Source organism: Paenarthrobacter sp. R1, assembly GCF_030264015.1.
Lineage (GTDB): Bacteria > Actinomycetota > Actinomycetes > Actinomycetales > Micrococcaceae > Arthrobacter > Arthrobacter ureafaciens.
On record NZ_CP127115.1, the window covers coordinates 4,559,161 to 4,579,052 of the forward strand.

Annotated in this window: 18 protein-coding genes; 9 read left to right on the forward strand and 9 right to left on the reverse strand. The window is 64.7% G+C overall.

Annotated elements, in window-relative coordinates:
* Positions 1 to 62: 62 nt before the first annotated feature.
* From QN084_RS21640 to QN084_RS21655, 4 genes are all read left to right on the forward strand, one after another.
* Positions 63 to 1,106, forward strand: coding sequence for an NAD(P)-dependent alcohol dehydrogenase (locus QN084_RS21640; protein WP_069694379.1), 1,044 nt, complete (start codon positions 63 to 65; stop codon positions 1,104 to 1,106).
* A gap of 122 nt (positions 1,107 to 1,228) precedes the next feature.
* Positions 1,229 to 3,883, forward strand: a complete 2,655-nt coding sequence (gene hrpB / locus QN084_RS21645) for an ATP-dependent helicase HrpB (RefSeq protein ID WP_210731070.1) — start codon at positions 1,229 to 1,231, stop codon at positions 3,881 to 3,883.
* A gap of 30 nt (positions 3,884 to 3,913) precedes the next feature.
* Positions 3,914 to 4,681, forward strand: a complete 768-nt coding sequence (locus QN084_RS21650; RefSeq protein ID WP_241650827.1) for a M50 family metallopeptidase — start codon at positions 3,914 to 3,916, stop codon at positions 4,679 to 4,681.
* A gap of 96 nt (positions 4,682 to 4,777) precedes the next feature.
* A complete protein-coding gene (locus tag QN084_RS21655; RefSeq protein WP_062096822.1) occupies positions 4,778 to 6,877 on the forward strand; it encodes an elongation factor G-like protein EF-G2 in 2,100 nt (699 codons plus the stop codon).
* 26 nt (positions 6,878 to 6,903) lie between these two features.
* On the opposite strand, the gene QN084_RS21660 is transcribed toward QN084_RS21655, so the two are convergent.
* Positions 6,904 to 7,569, reverse strand: coding sequence for an alpha/beta hydrolase family protein (locus tag QN084_RS21660; protein ID WP_031215914.1), 666 nt, complete (start codon positions 7,567 to 7,569; stop codon positions 6,904 to 6,906).
* Between the two features lie 98 nt (positions 7,570 to 7,667).
* Between QN084_RS21660 and ligD the strand changes: the two genes are divergently transcribed.
* Together ligD and QN084_RS21670 are read left to right on the forward strand one after the other, a co-directional pair.
* Positions 7,668 to 8,693 (forward strand): non-homologous end-joining DNA ligase, encoded by a 1,026-nt coding sequence (gene ligD, locus QN084_RS21665; protein ID WP_069694435.1) that lies wholly within the window; start codon positions 7,668 to 7,670, stop codon positions 8,691 to 8,693.
* A gap of 259 nt (positions 8,694 to 8,952) precedes the next feature.
* Positions 8,953 to 9,876, forward strand: coding sequence for a serine hydrolase domain-containing protein (locus QN084_RS21670; protein WP_083261862.1), 924 nt, complete (start codon positions 8,953 to 8,955; stop codon positions 9,874 to 9,876).
* Between the two features lie 8 nt (positions 9,877 to 9,884).
* Here the strand turns inward: QN084_RS21670 and QN084_RS21675 are convergent, their stop codons facing one another.
* The 8 genes from QN084_RS21675 to kynA form a co-directional block, all read right to left on the reverse strand.
* On the reverse strand, positions 9,885 to 10,505 hold the full coding sequence (locus tag QN084_RS21675; protein WP_021470371.1) for an L-threonylcarbamoyladenylate synthase: 621 nt from the start codon (positions 10,503 to 10,505) through the stop codon (positions 9,885 to 9,887).
* A 20-nt stretch (positions 10,506 to 10,525) separates the two neighbouring features.
* Positions 10,526 to 11,398, reverse strand: a complete 873-nt coding sequence (locus tag QN084_RS21680) for an ABC transporter permease (protein WP_021470372.1) — start codon at positions 11,396 to 11,398, stop codon at positions 10,526 to 10,528.
* Positions 11,385 to 12,344 carry an ABC transporter ATP-binding protein gene (locus QN084_RS21685; protein ID WP_069694436.1) on the reverse strand — a complete coding sequence of 320 codons (960 nt, stop codon included), beginning with the start codon at positions 12,342 to 12,344 and terminating at the stop codon, positions 11,385 to 11,387. The genes QN084_RS21680 and QN084_RS21685 overlap by 14 nt, the downstream gene beginning before the upstream one ends.
* Positions 12,345 to 12,354: 10 nt before the next feature.
* Positions 12,355 to 13,476 carry a LolA family protein gene (locus QN084_RS21690; RefSeq protein ID WP_069694382.1) on the reverse strand — a complete coding sequence of 374 codons (1,122 nt, stop codon included), beginning with the start codon at positions 13,474 to 13,476 and terminating at the stop codon, positions 12,355 to 12,357.
* A gap of 56 nt (positions 13,477 to 13,532) precedes the next feature.
* Positions 13,533 to 14,441 carry an N-acetylglucosamine kinase gene (locus tag QN084_RS21695; RefSeq protein WP_069694383.1) on the reverse strand — a complete coding sequence of 303 codons (909 nt, stop codon included), beginning with the start codon at positions 14,439 to 14,441 and terminating at the stop codon, positions 13,533 to 13,535.
* 144 nt (positions 14,442 to 14,585) lie between these two features.
* Complete coding sequence (locus QN084_RS21700) at positions 14,586 to 15,440, reverse strand: PaaX family transcriptional regulator (protein WP_139126718.1); 855 nt, start codon at positions 15,438 to 15,440, stop codon at positions 14,586 to 14,588.
* Entirely contained in the window at positions 15,437 to 16,675 is a 1,239-nt protein-coding gene (locus tag QN084_RS21705) for a kynureninase (protein WP_069694384.1), read from the reverse strand. The genes QN084_RS21700 and QN084_RS21705 overlap by 4 nt, the downstream gene beginning before the upstream one ends.
* A gap of 81 nt (positions 16,676 to 16,756) precedes the next feature.
* A complete protein-coding gene (gene kynA / locus QN084_RS21710; RefSeq protein WP_069694385.1) occupies positions 16,757 to 17,653 on the reverse strand; it encodes a tryptophan 2,3-dioxygenase in 897 nt (298 codons plus the stop codon).
* 109 nt (positions 17,654 to 17,762) lie between these two features.
* Between kynA and QN084_RS21715 the strand changes: the two genes are divergently transcribed.
* The 3 genes from QN084_RS21715 (at position 17,763) to QN084_RS21725 (ending at position 19,869) form a co-directional block, all read left to right on the forward strand.
* Positions 17,763 to 18,272: an HAD domain-containing protein gene (locus tag QN084_RS21715; protein ID WP_021470379.1), complete on the forward strand. Its 510-nt coding sequence runs from the start codon at positions 17,763 to 17,765 to the stop codon at positions 18,270 to 18,272.
* Between the two features lie 176 nt (positions 18,273 to 18,448).
* The gene (locus tag QN084_RS21720) at positions 18,449 to 19,651 is read left to right on the forward strand and encodes an inorganic phosphate transporter (protein WP_021470380.1); all 1,203 of its coding nucleotides are present in this window, start codon (positions 18,449 to 18,451) and stop codon (positions 19,649 to 19,651) included.
* Positions 19,648 to 19,869 (forward strand): hypothetical protein, encoded by a 222-nt coding sequence (locus QN084_RS21725; RefSeq protein WP_021470381.1) that lies wholly within the window; start codon positions 19,648 to 19,650, stop codon positions 19,867 to 19,869. Before QN084_RS21720 ends, QN084_RS21725 begins: the two co-directional genes overlap by 4 nt.
* Positions 19,870 to 19,892 lie beyond the last annotated feature (23 nt).

The following is a 19,892-nucleotide window of genomic DNA, read 5'->3' on the forward strand; positions in this document are numbered from 1 at the left end:
CTCGACTTCGGAATACAGGGTTAGATGGAGGTATCCGCACATCGTTATAACGCAGGAGAAACATGCCTACCGCTACCGCATACGCTGCCCCTTCGGCCACAGGAGACCTCGCCCTCACCACCATTGAGCGTCGCGAAGTCGGCCCGCACGACGTCCACATCGACATCAAATTCGCTGGCATTTGCCACTCGGACATCCACACGGTCCGCGGCGAATGGGGCCCGCAGCAGTACCCTCTGGCACCCGGACACGAAATAGCCGGGATCGTTACTGAAGTAGGTTCCGAGGTGACCAAGCACAAGGTCGGCGACCGCGTCGGCGTGGGCTGCATGGTCAATTCGTGCAAGGAATGCGCCAACTGCGAAGCAGGCGAAGAGCAGTACTGCCTGAACGGCAACGTCGGCACCTACGGATCCGTGGACCTCGACGGCACCATCACCCAGGGCGGCTACTCCAGCGACGTGGTGGTGAACGAAGATTTCGTTGTTTCCATCCCGGAATCGCTGGACCTCGACGTCGCAGCCCCGCTGCTGTGCGCCGGAATCACCACCTATTCACCCCTGCGTCACTGGGGCGCGGGACCCGGCAAGAAGGTCGCTGTGGTGGGACTCGGCGGCTTGGGCCACATGGCTGTCAAGCTAGCCAGCGCCATGGGTGCTGAGGTCACGGTGCTGTCCCAGTCCCTCAAGAAGATGGAGGACGGCTTGAAGCTCGGGGCCAAGGACTACTACGCCACAAGCGACCCCGCCACCTTCGAGAAGCTCGGGGGAACTTTCGACCTCATCATCAACACCGTCAGCGCATCCATTGATATCAGCGCCTACCTGAAGCTGCTCGCCCTGGACGGAACGTTGGTCAACGTGGGAGCCCCCGCAGAACCGCTCCCTGTCCACGCGGGCGCCTTGATCGGCGGACGCAGGTCCTTCGCCGGGTCTGCGATCGGTGGCATCCGCGAAACCCAGGAAATGCTCAATTTCTGTGCCGAGCATGGCCTCGGTGCCGAGATCGAAGTCATTCCCGCGGAGAAGATCAACGAAGCCTACGAGCGCGTCCTCGCCTCGGACGCTCGGTACCGCTTCGTCATCGATGCGGCCACCATCGCCTAGGCACGCCATCGCCCAGCCACTCCATCGCCCAGGTAATCCAACGCCGAGGCAATCCAACGCCGAGGCACGCAGCACCCAAGCCAGCCAGCATGGGGACGCCCCCGAACTCCTGAAACAATAGGCTGGTGACTTTTTCACTGGATGCCATCGGAAGCGGCCTGGTCTTCGCCGGTTCCCTGGGCAAACTCGCCGACGCTTTGGAAAGCGGGCACGACGGCGGCACGGCCGTTGTGCAGGCACCCCCGGGAACCGGCAAGACAACTCTTGTGCCGCCGTTGGTGGCCAACGTCGCAGCGCGGCGGGGCCGAACAGCTCCGCGGGTGGTGGTGACCCAGCCCCGTCGCGTTGCTGCCCGCTCCGCCGCCCGTCGCCTTGCCACGTTGGACGGAAGTCCGCTCGGAGACCGGGTAGGCTACACCGTCCGTGGCGAGTCGCGGACGGGTCCCGGGACTGTAGTGGAATTCGTCACCCCGGGCATCCTCCTCCGGCGACTCCTGGCAGACCCCGGCCTCGACGGCGTTGACGCGGTGGTCCTTGACGAAGTCCACGAACGCGGCCTGGAAACGGACCTTCTGCTGGGCATGTTGTCCGAAGTGAGGCAGCTGCGTGAGGAACTCATCCTGGTGGCGATGTCTGCCACGCTTGACGCGCAACGTTTCGCGGCCCTGCTGGGGCAAACCTCCGACGGCGGGCAAACCTCCGACGGCGGGCAAACCTCCGACGGCGGCGGGCCGGCGCCCGTCGTCGACTGCCCGTCGGCGCTCCACCCCCTGACGGTGGAATGGGTTCCAGCGCCGTCACAGCGACTGGACGAACGTGGCGTAACCCGTGCATTCCTCGACCACATTGCGGAGACAACTGCGGTGTCCCACGCAAGGGCTTTGCGCAGGGATCCCTCGGTGGACGCGCTGGTCTTCCTCCCGGGCGTCCGTGAAGTCTCGGACGTGGCGGCGAGGCTTCGTTCCGGGCTCGTTCCCGGAACCGAGGTGTTGGAGCTTCACGGGCAGGCGTCTGCGGATCAGCAGGACCGGGCCGTATCCGGCCGGCGGCCCGGGGACCCTCCGCGGATCATCGTGTCCACCGCCCTCGCGGAGTCGTCGCTGACTGTACCGGGAGTCCGGTTGGTGGTGGACTCAGGGCTTTCCCGGGAGCCCCGGCGTGATTCGGGGCGCGGCATGTCGGGACTGGTCACTGTATCAACGTCGCGGGCGTCGGCCGAGCAGCGGGCGGGCCGCGCCGCACGCCAAGGTCCCGGTACAGTGGTTCGCTGCTACGGGCAGCAAACTTATGCAGCCGCTCCAGCGCACCTGACCCCGGAGATCGCCGTCGCCGACCTCACCTCAGCGGCCCTGCAGCTTGCCTGCTGGGGTGCGCCCAGGGGAGAAGGCCTTGCCCTACCCGATGCCCCGCCGCGGGCTTCGATGGATGACGCGGTGGAGGTCCTGCGGGAACTTGGGGCCCTCACCGATGCTGGACTGGCAACAGATCTCGGCAAGGTGCTGGCACGAATACCCGCGGACCCCCGGCTGGCCAGGGCTTTGCTGGACGGGTCTTCCACCGTCGGGCGGAAGCTTGCTGCAGAGACCGTGGCCCTCGTGTCGGGAGATCAGCGTGCCCCGGGCGGAGACCTGGTGCAACTCCTCAGGGCGATGCGCAGTGGATCCCTTCCGGCGTCGCGGCGTTTTTCAGAAGAAGCCCGGCGGCTGGAATCCATGACCCGCAACGTGGGCAACGCCGTCGTTCCGTCCGATACGTCCCTCAAGCTGACTGGGGACCAGGCGCCCGGATACGTTGTCGCCCTGGCGTTTCCGGATCGGATCGCCCGGAGGGCATCGGACCACGGCTCCAGCTATCAGCTCACCTCGGGGACCCGCGCCGGGTTGCCGGCGGGAAGTCCGCTCGCCGCGCACGAGTGGCTCGCGGTTGCGGAAGTATCGCGGGCCCAGGGGCGCGATACTGCCGGGACCGGGGCCGTGATTCGTTCGGCTGCTCCGCTGTCAGAATCTTTGGCCCGGGCAGCGGCTCCGAGCCTCGTGCAGGAAATCGTGGAGGCACGGTTTGATCAAGGTCGCCTCAGCGCCCGTTTGGAGCGGCGCATCGGTGCGATCGTGGTCTCCTCGACGCCCATCCGGCCTTCTCCCGAAGCGGGGCGGGAAGCCATTGCCACGGCTTTGGGCAGGGGCGGCCTGGCAATGCTTGGCTGGTCGGAAGCGGCTGATTCGCTTCGTCGACGGCTGGCCTTGTTGCGCCGGGAGTTGGGCGGGCCGTGGCCCGACGTCAGTGAGGCCGGCCTCTTGGCGCGCCTTGACGAATGGCTTGCCCCCGAACTCGAGGCCCTTGCGGGCGGCAAGCCGCTGAACGCAGTCGACCTGGCAGAACCGCTGCAGCGCCTTTTGCCGTGGCCGGAGGCGGTTCACTTCGACGCCCTCGTTCCGGAGCGGCTGGAGGTTCCCAGCGGCTCGCGCGTACGCATCCTCTACCCGGAGGTTGCGGAAAGAGCAGCGGACGACGGCGGCAGGCCAGTGGTGGCAGTCAAGCTTCAGGAATGCTTTGGTTGGGACCGCACGCCACGGTTGGTCGACGGCAGGGTACCGGTTCTGTTCCATCTCTTGTCGCCGGCGGGCAGGCCGCTGGCAGTGACGGACGATTTGGCCTCGTTCTGGTCGGGTCCGTATTCCCAAGTCCGTGCCGAGATGCGGGGACGCTACCCGAAACATCCCTGGCCGGAGGACCCTTGGACCGCGCCCGCCACGGCCAGGACCAAGAACCGCATGTAGCTCCCGGACTTCTTGCGTAGCATTGCGACGGTGACTCAAACCCCTGTCGATTCTTCCAGCGTGCCCGGAATATGGTGGTCGGCCGTTGTCCGTGGTTTTACGGACGTCCACACCACAACGGTGCCGTTGCCGGTTCTCTTGGCCATTATCGGCGGCGCGACGCTGCTGAGTCTTCCCCGTCTCACGTGGCGCTGGTTCGGCCTGTATGTCACGTTTGTCCATGAACTCGGCCACGCCTACGCCGCCCTGATGACAGGCCGCTTCGTCCACAGCCTCCGGATCGGACTGGACCACTCCGGCCGGCTCGTCAGCAGTGGACGCAGCGCGTTCGGAGCCGCGTGGTCCGGTTTTTGGGGGTATCCCGCACCTGCCGTTGTGGGGCTGGCCCTGATCGCCGCCTTCTCTGCGGGCCGGGCCGGAGCCGCCATGTCCGTCGGCGCTGTGATCCTCTTGGTCTCCTTGATCTTCCTCCGTAACCTGACAGGCATCCTGGTTGCCGTCATCAGCGCGGGAGTAGCCCAGCTGCTGCTGGTGTTCGCCGACCCCGGGACAGTGAACTACGTCGTGCTTGCCCTCGGCATCGCGCTGTCCGTGGGGGCCGTGCGGGACCTCTTCAAACTGGCCGGGGTGCACACCCGTCACAGGTCGCGGATCCAGTCCTCTGACGCGTGGATCCTGGCCAGAACCACGGGAGCACCGGCGTTTGTCTGGTTGAGCGCCTTTACGGTTGTTATCTCGGCAAGTGTGCTGGTGTCCGGCTGGTTGTTGTGGGGCATGCTGGATTTTGTGCGTCCCTAGTGCTTGCCCTGTGGTCGCTTGAGGGTGTCCAATCCTTGTACATGTCCGAACCGCCTGAGCTCGGACACGAACTTGGCTACCACCCAGGAGGTGCCCATGTCCGCGAAAGGTACGCGCGAAGCGGCCAAAACCACAGTCCAGGGCGGACCCGAGCCCCGCCGGTCCGAGAACGGGACAGCCCTCGCAGCCAGCCAACCCGCCAACGTCCGGAACGTGGCACTCGTGGGACATTCGGGTGCCGGGAAGTCGATGCTCGTTGAAGCGCTCCTCGCGGCAACGGGGGCCATCACACGGATGGGGTCCATCACGGATGGAACCACTGTGAGCGACTCGGACCCGTCCGCTGTCCACCAACAGCGCTCCGTCACGCTCTCCGTAGCGCCGATCCTCGTGGGCGACGTGAAGGTCAACCTGATAGATACCCCCGGCTACACCGACTTCACCGGCGAATTGCGTGCCGGTTTGAGGGCCGCGGACGCGGCCCTTTTTGTTGTCTCGGCCGTGGACGGGATCGACGGCGCGACCGTCGCGCTGTGGGGCGAATGCGAGAAGATCCAGCTTCCCCGGGCCGTGGTCATCAGTCGGCTGGACCACCCACGGGCAGACTTCCACGCCGCCGTCGAACGCAGCCAGGACGCTTTCGGAGAGGCCGTACTGCCGATGTACCTGCCCACTCCTGACGGTGTGGCCGGCGTCCTCGACCCCCCGGGCTCCGCAGACCCGGCGCTTGAGTCCGCGCTCGAAGCTGCCCGTGGGCCGCTCATTGAGGGCATCATCGCCGAAAGTGAGGATGAAACCCTCATGGACCGGTACTTGGGCGGCGAAGAACTCCCTCTGTCGGACCTCATTCAGGATTTGGAGACAGCGGTTTCGCGGGGCCGTTTCTTCCCGGTCATGCCAACCTCGGCCGAAACCGGTCTTGGGTTGCAGGAGCTGATGTCGCTGCTCGTCGATGCCCTGCCGTCGCCCCCGGCGCGTCCCGCGCCGCCGGCCATGAAGCTGGACGGGTCATCCCTGAAACCGCTGAGCTGCGACCCTGACGGGCCGTTGGCTGCGGAAGTGGTGAGGACGACGGTTGATCCGTTCCTCGGCCGGGTTTGCCTCGTGAGGGTGTTTTCCGGAACCCTGCGGGAGGATTCGTCGATCCACATCGGCGGTCGTGGTTTGGCGGACAGGGGCCACGAGGACCACGATTCCGACGAACGCGTCACTCATTTGTACTCGCCCGTGGGTTCCAGCCTCAAAGCTGTTCCTTATTGCATCGCGGGAGATATCTGCGCCATCAGCAAACTGGCCGGAGCTGAGACCGGGGACACGGTGTCGGACCGCGAAAGCCCCTTGCTCATCGAGACGTGGAACATTCCCGAACCGTTGATGCCCATCGCGGTCGAAGGGGCCTCACGCAGCGATGAGGATGCCCTCGCCAAGAACATCGGAAAGATCGCGGCGGCAGACCCCACCCTGAGGGTGGAACGCAACCAGGACACCCACCAATTGATTCTTTGGTGCATGGGCGAGGCCCACGCTGAGGTGGTCCTGGACAGGTTGCGTGCCCAGGGCGTGAAACTCCAGACCGTCGATGTCATCACGCCGTTGCGGGAGACTTTCGCCGGCAACGCATCCGGTCATGGACGCCACGTGAAGCAGTCCGGAGGCCACGGACAATTCGCCATCTGCGACATCGACGTGGAACCGTTGCCGCGCGGTGCGGGGTTCGAGTTCGTGGACAAGATCGTCGGAGGGGTCATCCCCGCCACCTACGTGGCTTCCGTGGAAAAGGGCATTCGGGCCCAGATGCTCAAGGGCGTGGCTGAGGGCTTTCCTGTGGTGGACATCAAGGTGACGCTAACCGGCGGAAAAACCCACAGCGTGGACTCCTCCGATGCCGCCTTCCAGGCAGCCGGCGCGCTGGCCCTTCGGGAAGCGGCAGCAGCCACCAGGATCCAGCTGCTGGAACCCGTTTCCAGTGTGGTGGTCAATGTTCCCGACGAGTACGTGGGCGCGGTCATGAGCGACCTCTCGGGCCGCAGGGGACGCGTGACGGGCACTGACGCAGCTCCCGGCGAGGGCGCCGAGATCAGCGCGGAAGTGCCGGACCAGGAACTTCTCCGCTACGCAGTGGAGTTGAGGGCCCTGACTTCCGGCACCGGACGCTTCCGGCGGTCCTACCTTCGGCATGAACCCGTCCCCAAGTAGGGCAGGTTGGTACTGCCGCCAAGCGCTCAGGGATTGTCCCGCACAAACTGTGCAACGGCGGGTGCCAAGGAAGCCCCGATCTCCTCCGCACTCCGTTTGGCACCCTTGACCGCGAAAGAGTGGTCCCCGCCCTCACACCACTGGAGCGTCGCCGTCGGTCCAATGCGTTCTACTACCGACTCCAACAGCTCAGGCGTTGCAAAGGTATCCCGGGTGCCTTGGAGGAAGAGCATCGGAACAGCGATGCCGTACAGGTGCTCATCGCGCAACTTGTCGGGCTTCCCGGGGGCGTGCAGGGGATAGCCGAGATACACCAGACCGCGCGTTTTCATGCCCTCCGCGACGGCCATGGACGCCATCCGGCCCCCAAAGGACTTTCCGGCCGCCCACAGCGGTTCGCCCTCGGACAGTCCGGCTGCTGCCTCCATTGCCGCGGTCCACGCAGCGATGGCCAGCGGTGGCCGGTCCGGGAACCGCCTGCCGGCTTCGCGATAGGGAAAGTTGAACCGGAGGGTCGCCACGCCTTCATCGGCCATTGCCTCCGAGAAACCCTGCAGGAAGGGATGCTCCATCCCGGCACCCGCTCCATGGGCCACCACCATCGTGGCGAGGGGCTTGGAGGGGCGGATCGAAAGGCCGGAAACTTCGGCGTCGCCGACGTGGATGGACACTGCGCGGGGCGTTAGGGGCATGCATCCATCATGAAGGACGCGTGGCCATATTCCGGCGCATTGCGCGAAATGCCTCCGAGCTGCAGACGCGCACGGCCCGGACACGGTAGCTTGTGGGCATGGCGAGCGAATCCACCACCATCACAGTGCCCGGTCCCGATGGCCCACGGGAGGTGCGGGTTTCAAGCCCGGGCCGGGTGGTGTGGCCGGAAGCGGGTCTCACCAAACTTGATCTTGCGAACTACCTGGTGGCAGTGGGTGAGGCCTTCGTGACCGCCAACGGCAACCGTCCCGTCAGCCTCCAACGGTATTCCGGAACCATCGAAGGCGACATGTTCTTTTCCAAGAACCCGCCCAAGGGTGCCCCGGACTACGTCAGGTCGGTGATGGTGACCTATCCCAGCGGACGGTCGCATCCGCAACTGGTCATCGACGAGCCTGCAGCTGCCGTGTGGGCAGCCCAGATGAACACCGTCGTCTTCCACCCGTGGGCCTCCAAAGCAGATAACCCGGACAACCCCAATCAACTCCGCATTGATTTGGACCCCCAGCCCGGCACGGACTTTGCCGATGCGATCCCGGCGGCGCAGGAACTGCGCAAGGTCCTTGACGAGGCAGGACTGACCGCCTTTATCAAAACGTCCGGCAACCGCGGCCTCCACGTGTACGCACCTATTGAGCCCAAGCACGAGTTCCTCGAAGTCCGCCATGCCGTGATTGCCGCCGGACGCGAGCTGGAGCGCCGGATGCCGGACAAGGTCACTACGGCGTGGTGGAAGGAAGAGCGCGGAACCCGGATCTTCGTGGACTTCAACCAAGCGAACCGGGACCGCACCATTGCCGGGGCTTACAGCCCGAGGGCGGTTCCCCAGGCACAGGTTTCCTGCCCCCTGAGGTGGGACGAACTGGAGGATGCCGACCCCGCCAAGTACACCATCCGGACTGTCCCGGAACGGCTGGAGAAGTCAGGGGACCCGTGGGCCACCATGCACGACGCCCCCGGGAACATCGATGTCCTGCTGCAGTGGTGGGAGCGTGACGTCAAGGACGGCCAGGGCGAAATGCCGTTCCCCCCGGAATTTCCCAAGATGCCGGGCGAGCCGATGCGCGTGCAACCCAGCCGGGCCCGCAAGCCGGAGGAGTAGGCGGGGTCGGACAGTGAGAAGGGGGCTGACTCCAGCGGTAGTTGCGGCACGGCCTGGCCCCCGCCGCTGCGTGGGGGCGCGTCTTTCGGCTGCACTTCTTGGACTCGGCCTGCTGACCGCCTGCACCGGTTGGCCGGATCAGCCGCCGCCTGACGTCCCCTCGCCGGCAACTACTGCAACTGGACCGTCGCCTACCCGGTCAGGTCCGACGTCGGACCCTCCTGAGGCGTCCTGGTCGCCGGCAGTACCTACTGACGCAATGACAGCATCGGCGGCTTTCCGTGAGTTGCAGTCCAGCATTGAACTTTTCAGCCGTGAGATGATCGCGCTCGGCGCCCCGGCTGTCATCGTGGAGGCGAGGTCCGGTGCCCAGGTCTGGAAGCACGCGGCGGGCTTGAGGAACGCTGCAACAGGCACACCGGCCGGGCCCGATGATCCCATGGTGATGGGTGGGGTGTCCCGCAGCATGCTCGCGGTTTCCGTGCTGAAGCTCGCTGAGGAAGGGATCCTGGTTCTGGACGCCCCGGCCTCCGCTTACCTCGCGCCTGCGGACATCCCTCCTGGCGGTGCGGCCGCGACCATCCGCGGGTTGCTCGCGGACCCGGACAGCGGGCGTACGGACTTGCTGCTGCGCCGGGTTGTGGAGGTTTTGCGGGGCACTGGGTACTCCGAAGTTCTGGCCCGGGACATCCTCGATCCGCTCGGCCTTCGCACGGTGGCTGTCTACGGCCCTGAACCCATACCGCCCGGGGTGGTGCACGGCTACGTACAGCTCAATGGGAAAACCGTTGATGTGATGGAGACCGGAGCGCTGGGGTCCCGCGGTGCGCAGTTGTTTGGCACGGTGGGGGACATCAACGCTTTCTACTCGGGCCTCCTCGGCGGCAAGCTCGTGGCACCCTCCAGCCTTATCCTGATGAAAGGGAGCGTCCTGGCAGAGTACGGACTAGGCCTGGACCAGTGGCAGGATCCCTGCACCAACGGAAATTACTACGGCCATGCGGGCGATGTGCCTGGGTACGGAGTGATGTCGCTGAGCAGCGCTGACGCCAACAGGCAGATCACTATCGCCGTGGCGTATCCGCCGGCGCCTTTGGCGGAAGCACCGTCGGCCGTAGCTTTGGAGATCACCAGCCTCGCCCAAGTGGTGCTCAACGCGGGCTGCCGGTTCCGCTTTGGATAACCCGGGGGCTATTCGAAACGCGACGGATCGCCGGTTCCGCGGCGGACAACCTCGGCGAAACCGCTGGAGAAGTCGATGACGGTGGTCGGTTCCGACCCCGTATCGCCGGAATCGATGACTGCATCCACCTCGTTGTCCAGGCGCTCCTTGATTTCCCATCCCTGGGTCAGTGGTTCTTCCTGGTCGGGCAGGAGAAGCGTGCTGGACAGCAGCGGCTCCCCGAGCTCAGCGAGGATGGCCTGAACCACCTTATGGTCCGGAATTCGCACCCCTACCGTCTTCTTCTTGGGATGCAGGAGGCGCTTGGGAACTTCCCGGGTAGCCGGGAGAATGAACGTATAGCTACCGGGGGTGACGGCCTTGATGCTCCGGAAGACGTCATTGTCCAACATGACGAACTGCCCCATTTGCGCAAAGTCCTTGCAGACCAGGGTGAAGTGGTGTTTGTCATCAAGGTGCCGGATGGTGCGGATCCGGTCCAGCGCCTCCCGGTTTCCTATCCGGGCTCCCAAGGCATAGCAGGAATCAGTGGGGTAGGCGATGAGGCCGCCGTTTTGGACCATGTTCACAACCTGGCTGATGGCGCGCGGCTGTGGGTCAACTGGGTGGACGTCAAAGAATCTGGCCATGGAATGAGCCTACGTCAAAGCTAAGACAGAACGTCCTTATTGGAGAATTTCGCGTACGCCAGGGCACCGCAAACCGCCACGTACCCCGCTTGGAGAAGCGCGTTCTCCCCAAAGGAGTTCCAGGACATGGGTTGCCGCAGCAGATCGGCGAAGCCAAGCCAGTGGTGGCTGAACAACCACGGATGCAGCCAATCGAGCTGCGGGAGGTTGTCCAGTACCTGCGAAACCACCGCCAGAACAACCGTGGCGGCCATCGCGCCAACCGGGACATCAGTGAAAGTCGACACCAGGAGGCCGATCGCGGACAGCCCCAGCAGGGAAACCGTAATGTAGGCGGCAATGAGGAGCGTGCGCACCGCGGCCTCTCCCACACCGATGGTGTCACCCGACAGTAGGGTCACCGGACCCACCGGGAAAAGTACGACGCCGGCCAAGGCACCTGACGCGGCCACGATCAACGTCGCTGCGCAGCAAAAGGCAACGGCGCCGGTGTACTTCACCAGCAGTAGCCGGACGCGCCCTGCCGGCGCGATCAGGAGATACCGCAACGTCCCGAGGTTGGCTTCTCCGGCGATGGTGTCTCCCGCTACGACACCTACCGTGAGGGGGAGAAAGAGGGGAACGCACACCACCAAGGCGGTAAAGGCAACGAACAGTCCGTTCTGGCTGACGCGGTCAAGGAAGAGCGGACCCCGACCGGGCGGCACGTCCCGGCTGGAAAGCTTCACGGCGACGGCAATCAGGATCGGCACAGCTGCCAGGGCCAGGAGCATGGCCCACGTCCGCACCCTCCGGAACAACACGGACAGCTCTGAACCCAGGAGTGCCAGCCCCGGACCGCCCGAGGCGCCTGAACCGCCGTCGGGCTGCCTCCGGGTTTCAACCGACGACATCGAACCCAGCGCCCGTAAGCGCAACATACTGTTCCTCGAGGCTTGCGTTTTCCACCGAGAAACCGCGCACCCTGACACCGTCCCGGACCAGGGCAGCCGAAATCTCCTCAGGGGCAACGCCGTCCATCCCGGTGGCCATCGCCGTTCCTGCCGACGGCGTGCCGGGCACCAGGCCAAGGCGCGCCAGGACACCGACGGCTTGATCGACGTCGGGCGTCTTTACCGTGACCCGGGACTGTCCGGCAAAGCGCAACTGCTCCAGCGGCCCCTGGGCAACCAGCCGGCCGGCGCTCATGATGCCCACGTGGGTGCACATCTGTTCCACCTCGGACAAGAGATGGCTGGAGACAAAGACCGTGGTCCCGTCGGCCGCGAGGGAGCTCACCAGATGCCGGACCTCCCGGGTTCCTTGTGGATCCAAACCGTTAGTGGGTTCGTCGAGGACCAGCAGTGACCGGTCCCGCAGCAGCGCGTTCGCCAGGCCCAACCGCTGCTTCATGCCCAGCGAATAGGCCCGGACCTTCTTCCGGGCTGCATGTTCCAGGCCAACCCGTTCGAGTGCTGCGGCAACCCGCCTCTTCCGGGTCGCCGCCTCGGCATGCCGGTCGGCAGTATCCAAGCGCAGCAGATTCCCCTCTCCGGACAGGAAAGGATAGAAGCCCGGCCCTTCCACCAACGCCCCAACGTCGGGGAGTACGCTGGCAAGCCCCTGCGGCATGTCCTTGCCCAACACGGTGATGCTGCCTTGGTCGGGTGACACCAGGCCCAACAGCATGCGGATGGTGGTGGTCTTTCCCGAACCGTTCGGGCCAAGAAAGCCAAACACGGAACCGCGGGGAACGGCCAGATCGGTGCCGGCCACGGCGGCTCGTTGGCCGAACCGCTTTACCAATCCTCTGGTCTGAATGGCCAGTGCCGTGCTGTTGCCGCCCCCGGGTTCCGCCATGGAACCGTCCTCAGCCGGCAGCAGTCCCGCGCGCACCGGCAACGTCCTGGAGGCGTTCCAAGGGAACCATTCCGGCGAACACGCGGCCGTCGTCGAGGATCAACACGCTCACAAGGGAGGTAGTCAGGGCACGTCCTCCGGCAACCGGCTGCAGGGCCTGGGCAAGCTGCGGATTGGTCACGAGGCCTTGTGGGGCCGAACCTGCGGGCAGTACCACCACCGAGTCCCAGCCCTGGCCGGAGACGTCTTTGCTTGGGTGGCGTGGCCCTGCCGGGCCCGAACTTTCGGAGGTTTTCGGACGAGGTGCCCACGTTGGTGCTTCCTTTTCCGTCACGGCGGCCTCCTTTACGGTGGCACCGGGCGGGGGAGTGAATGTGAACAACGCAGGGTCCGGAACGCCCGGATCAAAGCTTGAGAAGCTGGCGCTGAAGGTCGGGTCTGCCTGCCCTTTCGCCCGCACTGTCACGCCCAAGGGGAAGCCCGTTTCGGAATCGACGTTGATGGCGATCCTATCCACCAGGGTGTCCGTGCTCCGGGGCACGAGCATCAGGGTGTATGCGCCCCGGCCAGCCACGGTTGCAGGTTCGCCAACGCTCACTTCGGTGTGGTCGTCCATGGTTTCGAGGAACCTGTCCGCGAGTGCTTCGGGGCTGGGGAGGTTCCGCGCGTTGTCGTCAGGCGCTGCGGGGCTGGTGGCGGCCTCCGGACGTGCGGGCAGCGTGGTGTGAACGGCGCTGTTGTCCGCCGAGCTGTAGAACCAGGCCTCCGTGCCGTTGACCACCACGTCGCGCTCAGCCATCCGGTCCAGGACTTGCAGGCGCGCTTTCGAAGGACCGGCCACGTAGATGCGGGCCTCGTGCGAACCCGTGAGGAATTCGAAGAGGGAAGGCTCTTCCTGGCCTCCGCCGAGTGCGCCTACGTTCAGGTCCGGCAGTCCCAGCTTGGAACTCTGCAACACCGTGCCCGAGAACGCGCGGACCTCGGTCCGGGCGATCATGGCCACGATTTCCTCCGCTGACTTGGGCGGCAGGGTGGGAGTTGCGCCGGCTTGCACCGTGCTCACCAACACCGCAGCAAGGAGGGCAAGTGGAATCAGCAAGGCGGGCAGCCACCGCTGCTTTGCCCACGCCATTGCTACCGACCACCGCTAGTGAAAGGCATGCATCCAGATTACTCCGGATACCGGCACTAAGTACCCAGTAGACCTTCGGCCAGCGTCACTGCTCCCTGGACAGGGGAGCGATCCAGGATCCGTACCGCGGAAGGATCGTCCAGGGAGAGCTTGCGTGCCACTGCATCGGCCAGTTGCCTCTGATTAACCAGGAGTCCACCTGCCATCACCAGCGGCAAGTCCAAGCCAAGTTCCCCGAGGACCTGGCGTGCCATGCTGGCCAGCGAGTGCGCCGCTTCGGCCTGGATACGCAGGGCCGCGGGGTCCCCGGATACTGCCAGGTCCAGAACCAGTGGTGCCATCGACGCCCAGTAATCCGGTTCAGGTTTGGCGTAGAAGCGGTCCATCAACTGGAGCGCGTCCGCGCTCTGTGTTGCAGTCAGCACTGCCTGTACCAGGGGACCCGGTTCCAGCCCGGCGTAATGCTCACGCAATGCCTCGCGGACTGCGTCCCGGACCACCGAATAGCCCCCGCCCTCATCGCCCAACAGGTAGCCGTAGCCGCCGCTGCGGGCTTCCCTTCCCTCCCGGTTCCGGCCCCAGGCAACCGAGCCCGTACCGGCCACCAGGACCGCCCCTGCGTCGAGGCCTGCTGCTGCGAGGATGATGCGGGTGTCATGGACGACGTCGATCACGGCGCCGGGAAAGTGCTCGGCTAGCAAGGCGGACAGCACGGCCCTACTGGCTGGAGTATCGGCTCCCGCTGCTCCGGCGCAGACGGCCCGGACATCCTTTCCGACGGCGGCGGCTATCCGGCGTAGGACCGCATCCACGCCGTGGTGGCCCACGGAGGACAGGTTGGCGCTGGTTTCGGTGATCTCCGGGGCGTCCGGTTCACTCCGGGACGGCCCCGTGCTCCCGGGCTCGTGTCGTAGCGCGTGTGTCCTGGAACCACCTATGTGGAGGCCCAGTACTGCCGGGCTCACAGTATTACCCCAGAGGTGGGAGGGGACTGCCGGGCGGGGTGCTGCAGGGGGAAAGGCAAGGGCAATCCTTCCGATCGGGCCGCGGGGCGGGGAGCTGGGGCGGTACACCAACGCTGGTGCACCGCCAATGCGGCATGAATCTGGTCATGTGACGCTGACACCCACGAGGTTACCGACGAATTCGGCACTCGGCACGGCGTAGAGCTCCACAATCTTGGAGAACAGCCCGGCGGCATCGATCCCCGGCCAATCATCGGGCAGGAAAGAGGCGGGCAATCCGGGATCCAGGTACGGGATGATCCGCCAACGGTCGATGCTCCTGACATAGGTGGCGAAGGCCTCAGCCGAAGGCCCGGCGCCCGCCGAGCCTTCGGGTGAGGCGACTGCGGAGGAATGCTCCCTGATGAAATCGCGGTGCAGCTGTGCCAGTGCATCCAGGTCCCACCACTTCGCGGCAGTTTCTTTCAGCCCTCCTCCCGGCAAGGGAGGCTGCGTCACGAAGATCGTGGCCATGCTGCGCAGTTGAAGATCAGCCAGGATTTCTTCCACTTCACCGCGGAGCGTGTCCGGACAAATCCAAAGTCCGGCTGCAACTGTCCCGCACCCTATCCAATACAGCCTGCGGCGGAGTTGGTGGCGCTTGTCCCGTTCAGTTTCAGGTATCGAGAAGGACACCAGGCACCAAGGATCGGTCGGGGCCATGGTCCGTGGCGTGAAGATTCTCCTGTCACCACGGGCCAGCATGGACGCGGCACCGGGGGTGAGGGTGAATCCCGCCAGGCCGGAGCGGGTGTCCGGAACCAAGACACCTTTCTTCCGGAGGCGCCCGAGGGCCGTCCGGGTGACCGTCCCTGACGTACCCAACGCTTCCATCAAGGCAACGATGTCCTTGGTGGCCATCCAACCGCCCGCCTCGCGCATGTACAAGCCGACGACGGTCCGCAGCAGTGACGTAGTACTCCCGGGGCGGGAGTCCATATCGTCAAGGACAGCGCTCACTGCAGTTCCAGGAGGACATCACGGATTGCCGTGATTCCAAGCTCCACTTCCGCGTAGCTGGTGCTCAGCGGCGAGAGCCCGATCCGCAGGCCGTGCGGCGGGCGGAAGTCGGGGATTACCCCGCGTTCCCAGAGCTTCGCAGTGACGTCCGCAAAGAGTGGATGGTCCACCGTGACGTGCGAACCACGCTCGGCAGGGTCCCGGGGGCTGGCGATGGCAACGCCCAGGGGCACCAGCATTTCATCGGCGAGGTTCATGGCATGTTCGGTGAGCTTAGTGGACTTCTCCCGAACAGCATCCATGCCCACGGAGGCGATGAGCTCCACCATGTCCTTGAGGGGCTGCATGGCAAGTACCGGGGGAGTGCCTGTGATGAAGCGGCGGATGCCCTGTGCAGGCTGGTAGGCGTCAGTCATGCCGAAGGGATCGGCAGCCCCCATCCACCCCCAGATCGGTTGTTGGAGGATATCTTGGCAGGCGCTATTCACATAGGCGAACGCAGGAGAACCCGGACCGCCGTTGAGGTACTTGTACGTGCAGCCCACGGCGAGGTCGACGTTCCAGGCGTCCAGTTCCATGGGCACCGAACCCACCGAATGGCACAGGTCCCACAGCATCAGGGCCCCGGCATCGTGCACCTTGGCCGTGATCGCCTTGACGTCTGCAAGGAACCCGGAGCGGTAGGCCACATGGCTCAGAACCACGACGGCGGTCCGCTCGCCCAGCAGCCCGTCGAGGTCGTGCGGACGAACCCCCGCGGCCGGGTTCGCGGCAATCCACCTGATGCTGGCGCCGCGTTCCTTGGCGATACCCTCGATGATGAAACGATCGGTGGGAAAGTTATCCCGGTCAATGATGATTTCGTCCCTGCCTGGCTGTGAATCAACAGCGGCGCGAATCAGTTTGTACAGCATCACCGACGTAGAGTCCCCAACAGTTACCTGTCCTGCGGCGGCACCCAGTGTCACCTCGCCGATGCGGTCGCCGACCCGCGTTGGTTCGTCCATCCACTGCTCGTCCCAGCCGCGGATCAGCCGGCTGCCCCACGCGTCCTGCACGAATGACTGCAGCGAGGCCACTGTGATGTCCAGCGGCCTGCCCAGCGAGTTTCCGTCCAGGTACGCGGTGAGTTGGCCGTCGTCGGGCGTGTAGAAAGCGGCCCGCTGTGCGGCGAGCGGATCAGCGGCGTCGAGTTGCGCCGAGGTGGGCCGAAGGGTTTGGTGTGCGGTGGTCATGGGTTCTCCTGCGGAGGTGGGTAGGGGGCTGCGCGTAGGGAGGCTGTGGCGTCCGGAAATGGAGCCGCTGTCAGGAACGGTTCAACTGCCGATCTCCGTCCGGACGGCATAAAGCTCCGGGAAGAACGTCAGGTCCAGTGCACGTTTGAGGAAGTCGACCCCTGACGATCCACCGGTACCCACCTTGAAGCCGATGGTCCGCTGCACGGTGCGGAGGTGACGGAATCGCCACGCCTGGAAGTTGTCCTCCACGTCCACCAGGTCCTCGCAGGCTTCGTACAAACCCCAGGGTGTGTCATCGGATTCATAGATCTTTTGGAACACCGGCACCAGTTCCTTGTGGAAGACCCACGGTTCCGAGGTGTCGCGGTGCAGCACGTCGGCAGGGATGTCGTAGTCGGCGCGGGCAAGGACAGCCAGGAAAGAGTCGTAAAGGGTGGGCTCGGACAAGAGCGTACTCAGCAGCGCGTGGGCTTCGGGGTCGCTTTCAAAAACCCGAAGCATGCCGCGGTTCTTGTTGCCCAACAGGAATTCCACGCCGCGGTATTGATAGGACTGGAAACCGGAGGAGTTGCCCAGGAAACCGCGGAACTGCGCATATTCCCGGGGCGTCAGTGTCCCCAGTACAGACCATTGTTCGGTCATGGTCCGTTGGATCGCCTTGACCCGGGCGATGCACTTCAAGGCCTTTCCGAGGTTGTCCTGGTCGAACAAGCGGCGCGCTTCAAGGAGTTCGTGAAGAATCAGCTTGAGCCACAGCTCGCTGGTCTGGTGCTGGATGATGAACAGCAGTTCGTCATGGTGTTCGGGCTTGCTCACCGGGTGCTGGGAGCTGAGCAGCCGGTCAAGGTCCAGGTAGCTGCCGTAGGACATGGCGTGCCGGAAATCGGTATGGACGGTGTCCTCGATGGGACGTATGTTCCGTGAACCCGGGGATTCGGAAGCAGGGGCGGCCGATTGCGCGGCGGGGTTTTCCATGCATCCAGAATATCACTGAGTTGACGAGCGTCAAGGAAATGATTTGCGCCGGTCCTCCTGCCGGCTGTGCCGTAGGCTGACCTTAACCTTTGGGGAAGGGAGAACGCGGATGGCATCGTCCGTCAGGCCGGTATCCATCTACTTGGACGTCGACGGCGTGGTGAACCCGTTCAGCCCTGTCGGCACCACCGACTGGGGCGGTGACTGGTGCATCGCGGACGCCGGCATCCTGGAGGTCGCCTTCGCGCCGGAAGTCGTCGAGGCCCTGAACGACCTGGCCGCCCACCCTGCCGCGCGCTTCGTGTGGCTCACCACGTGGGAGCGGCTTGCCCCGGAGTTCCTCTGTCCGGCCATAGGTTTGAAGGGGCAGGACTGGCCCGTGCTGTCCAGCCAAGGCTGGGACGAAGGCCCCGAATGGTGGAAGCTTACTGCCCTGCAGAAGGATCTCGCGTCTTCGGGCTCGGACCGGTTCGTGTGGCTTGACGATCAACTGGGCCGGGACGCGGACGCACAATCCTGGGCCGACTACCAGGAAGACCGCGTGTTGTGTATCTCACCGGATCCCCGCCAGGGCCTGTCGCGCAGCCACCTTGCTGCCGTCAGGGCCTTCCTGGGCTGATCACGCCGGGGCGCACGTTTGGCCGGAGGGTGGCTGGCACGTAGGATTCTTAAGGTTTCAGCCCGCACGATGAAGCCGGCAAGTCCAGCCAGTTGAACAGCTGCTGAACTATGCTGTGCTTGGCAGGTATGGGGAAGTGAAACTGCTGAACGTCGACTCTGCAGATTGGGCAACAGGTGGAAATCACCTTCATGGTCGCGCTTGTCATAGCGTTGGCCCTCTTCTTTGACTTCACCAACGGGTTTCACGACACAGCCAATGCGATGGCAACTCCCATTGCTACGGGGGCGATCAAACCCAAGACTGCGGTAGCGCTGGCCGCCGTGCTGAACCTGGTGGGCGCGTTCCTCTCCACGGAGGTGGCAAAGACCATTTCCGGGGGCCTGATCCGGGAAGGCGCCGACGGTATCCATATCACTCCGGACATCATCTTTGCCGGGCTCATGGGCGCCGTCCTCTGGAACATGATCACCTGGCTCAAGGGCCTTCCATCAAGTTCCTCGCACGCCCTGTTCGGTGGTTTGATCGGTGCGGCAGTGGCGGGTATCGGCCTCCACTCCATTAACTTCGAAACAGTGCTTTTGAAGGTGATCCTTCCCGCCCTCTTCGCTCCGCTGATCGCAGGAGCCGTGGCCTACATCTGTACCAGGCTCGCCTACGCGCTGACCTCGCGGCACGATCCCGAAACCGGGGACAAGCTGACCCAGAAGCGTGGGGGCTTCAGGACCGGCCAGATCTTCACATCGAGCCTCGTGGCCTTGGCCCACGGAACCAACGACGCACAGAAGACCATGGGCATCATCACCCTCGTACTCATCGCCGCCGGCACCCAGACTCCCGGCTCCGGCCCACAGTTCTGGGTCATCGCAGCCTGTGCGTTCGCCATTGCCATTGGTACGTACGCCGGCGGTTGGCGCATCATCCGCACCATGGGCTCGGGCCTGACGGAAGTAAAGCCCGCCCAGGGATTCTCGGCCGAAACCAGCACCGCGACGGCCATTCTTGCCTCCTCGCACCTCGGCTTCGCACTCTCCACCACGCAGGTGGCCTCCGGCTCGGTCATCGGCTCCGGCCTGGGACGCAAAGGCACCTCGGTCCGTTGGGGTACCGCTGGCAAGATCGCCTTGGGCTGGCTCTTCACTTTGCCGGCATCCGCGATCGTCGGTGGGCTGACGGCGCTTCTGGTCAATACCGGCGTCGTTGGCCTGGTCATTGCGGCCGTCGTAGGCACCGCCGCCATTCTCTTCATGTTCGTGGTCTCCCGCAGGGAGCACGTCGGCCACCACAACGCCGTCGAGGTGGATGAAGCCGGCCACGCGGTTGTGTTCCGCAAGAAGAAAAAGTCCAAGTCCAACAAGAACAAAGGTGCACAGCGATGAAGTGGTTGGAATTGCTGCTGGTTGCCGGGGTGACACTCGTGTCCGCGGTGACGGTCGTGGTCCTCTACTCGCTGGGTGTCCGGCTGACCGCGATAGCAGGCGACGTACAGCAGAAGTCGCCGGCACTCTTCAAAAGCCTTGCCTACGTTTGCTTCGGCATCTGCGGGCTGGCTGTGCTGTTCGGGATCTACCTGATCGTTCCTTACTTCGGAAAGTAGCCCGCTCTCTGGCAGTAAAGCCC